Origin of the sequence: Maribacter sp. (genome assembly GCA_020629415.1) — a bacterium.
GTDB lineage: Bacteria > Bacteroidota > Bacteroidia > Flavobacteriales > Flavobacteriaceae > Maribacter > Maribacter huludaoensis.
On record JAHDDL010000030.1, the window covers coordinates 43,659 to 46,210 of the forward strand.

General features: G+C 38.6%; 2 protein-coding genes and 1 pseudogene. All 3 read right to left on the reverse strand.

The annotated features are described in order from the left end of the window. Positions 1-21: 21 nt before the first annotated feature. The 3 genes and pseudogenes from QZ657_RS12685 to QZ657_RS12695 all read right to left on the reverse strand — a co-directional run bounded on the left by QZ657_RS12685 (position 22) and on the right by QZ657_RS12695 (position 2,552). Complete coding sequence (locus QZ657_RS12685; protein ID WP_082642972.1) at positions 22-357, reverse strand: arsenosugar biosynthesis-associated peroxidase-like protein; 336 nt, start codon at positions 355-357, stop codon at positions 22-24. Positions 358-597: 240 nt separating this feature from the next. Next, positions 598-1,257: pseudogene (locus QZ657_RS12690) on the reverse strand (metallophosphoesterase family protein); the annotation flags it as partial. Further along, positions 1,212-2,552: a sodium:solute symporter gene (locus QZ657_RS12695; protein WP_291967298.1), complete on the reverse strand. Its 1,341-nt coding sequence runs from the start codon at positions 2,550-2,552 to the stop codon at positions 1,212-1,214. The pseudogene QZ657_RS12690 and the gene QZ657_RS12695, both read right to left, overlap by 46 nt.

The following is a 2,552-nucleotide window of genomic DNA, read 5'->3' on the forward strand; positions in this document are numbered from 1 at the left end:
ACGAACAACCAACAACGAAATTTACATTGACAATTTGTTATACTTGTTCATCATTTGTACTCCATGCACCAAGGTGGCACCACCTTCAATAGCTGCTCCTACATGCACCGCCTCCATCATTTCTTCTTTGGTAATGCCTTTTTGTAAGCCGTCTTTAGTATAGGCGTCAATACAATATGGACATTTGACAACATGAGATACCGCCAATGCAATTAAAGACTTTTCTCTAGCACTTAGTGCGCCTTCTTCGAAAACCTTACCATAATAGTCAAAAAATTTAGTGCCAAGCTCTTCGCTCCACTCTGTAATTTTTCCAAATTTTCTTAAATCTGCTGGGTCATAGTACGTATTTGCCATCTTTTTCTGAGTTTTAGTTTGTATCGTGTCTTTTTGTTCTTGGTTAAAATATATTGGAATTCCCTGTCCCATTTTTTCTAGTTCAGGGAGTATTTCCATATTATCCCATATACCCGATGTAAGCGTGTCTCCATAGGCTTCAGGTAAATGGTTTTTGTACATTAATTTTTGAGCGGTTTCGGCATCATATTCAAATGAATGATGGGCATAAGCAACTTCACCATCTATAATATCCAATATCATATACCATACTCTTGGAGTACCATCATTTGCAGGCATACCTATTACACCTGGGTTTAGCCATACATTTTCCTTTAGAGTTTGATGAAAAGGTAACCCGCAATGACCGGCTATGATAGTGGTACTATTAGTCTCTTTAAAACAGTTTTCTTTACTTTCCGTGGCGTTCGACTTAAAAATGAATTCAGAGGTATTTCCATAATTTCCATGGACTACCGTTACTTTTTTACCACCATAATCAAAACTGATGTATTCAGGAATTTCTTGCATCCACTCTAATGATTGCTGTGATAAATGCCCTTTGGTGTACGGAAACCACATTTTTGAAAAATCATCGCAACGGCTACCGCTTTTAAAATCGCACCCACAATCTTCACTATCATTTGCCAATTGTAATTCTACATTGCCCGCAATACTTAAAGCGCCCCATTTTTGAAACAACTGTACGGTTTCTTCCGGTTGTGCGCAATAACCGGTAATATCACCGGTACTAATACAGTTTTCTGGTGCAATACCGGCATCTTTGGATATGGAAATTAGTTTTTCCAAAGCTTGTAGGTTGCTGTACACACCTCCAAAAAGCAACAGCTTTCCTGTTTTAGTGCCCAAATGTTTTATTTCTTTATCCATGTAGGTATCATATAAACGAAAAGGCAGCATAAGATGCCCCAAAAATTAATCCATAATAAATTGGCATACTTGCCAGTGGTAAATATTAAGCTATCTGGAAACCAATTGAAAATCAATAAAAAACCGAATAACAATCCGCAGAAAACACTTAAATGAAAACTTATTTTAGGAGCACTACCTTTCCAAAATAAGAAAACGGGGGTTAAACCGATTACCATTGTACCGCTAATGGTGGTGGCAGATAATATTTCAGCATCTAAAAAGACCGGAACCGTACCCAATACTGCTACAGCGACCATTGACCAACGACCAAATTTAACCGTGTTGCCAAGGTTGAGGTCAAGAGCCAATAATTTGGAAAAAGATGAAAAGGTTGAGTCCAAGGTCGATGCTGCCGATGTAATCATAATAAAATTGATGACCAATAGTATAACCGTACCAAATGCCTTGCCCACTTGAACAGCTGCCTGACCCTGCATGCCCTGCGATTGCGCATAAACACCTATAATGCTGAATAGAACAATGCAAATAGCTCCAAGTACACTTGCCCACAGAAAACTTTTCAATGTTACTTTAGGACTGCTAATAAAACCTCTATCGGTCAACACGGGATCATGAAAAGGGTAGCTGAACGATTGCAACAAGGCAGCGAACAATAAATTCAGCCCGGTTTCAAAAGACCATATGCCAGAATTTACTACTTCGGATGTGGTTATAGCATTGTCTTTACCAAAGATGGTGAACAATATTACCGCTAATAGTATTGAAAATAGCCCCATTTGGACAACATCGGTAAAAATGGAACTGCTCATGCCGCCTTTTAGAACATAGGCAAGGGTTAAACCTGTAAATACTAAAATGGACCAATAGTAGGCGGTAGTGCCCATATCACCAAAGTAAGAACCTATGACCATGGTATTGCTCCATACTTCATTGAACAAACGAAAGGCAATCAATATGGAGAATATAGTTACGGCAGTTTTACCAAATTTTGAGGTTAAAAAATGATGTATGCTAGTATACTTACCGTGCAGCCTCATTTTATAAATGGCAATACCTGCCACGGCAAATGATAAATAATAGCCTGCATAGGCTACACCACCAACAATACCAAAATCCAGACCTAAGTTTGCAGCGTTGGTGATACTTTTGGCAAATATCCATGAAATGATAAGGCTGCCCATTAACATAAAGGTATTGGGTGCTTTCTTCTTTTGCACGGCTTTAAAAAACTGATTGGTATCTTTTGCCCACGGCGACAGTAAGAACAACACCAAACTAGATGTGATCACCAATCCCCATTGCCAAATTTGTACTTCAGTCAT

Bases quoted from the DNA above. Each gene is read 5' to 3' on its own strand.
- QZ657_RS12685 (WP_082642972.1), bottom strand. From the start codon at position 357: ATGGCAAATACGTACTATGACCCAGCAGATTTAAGAAAATTTGGAAAA.
- QZ657_RS12695 (WP_291967298.1), bottom strand. From the start codon at position 2,552: ATGACTGAAGTACAAATTTGGCAATGGGGATTGGTGATCACATCTAGT.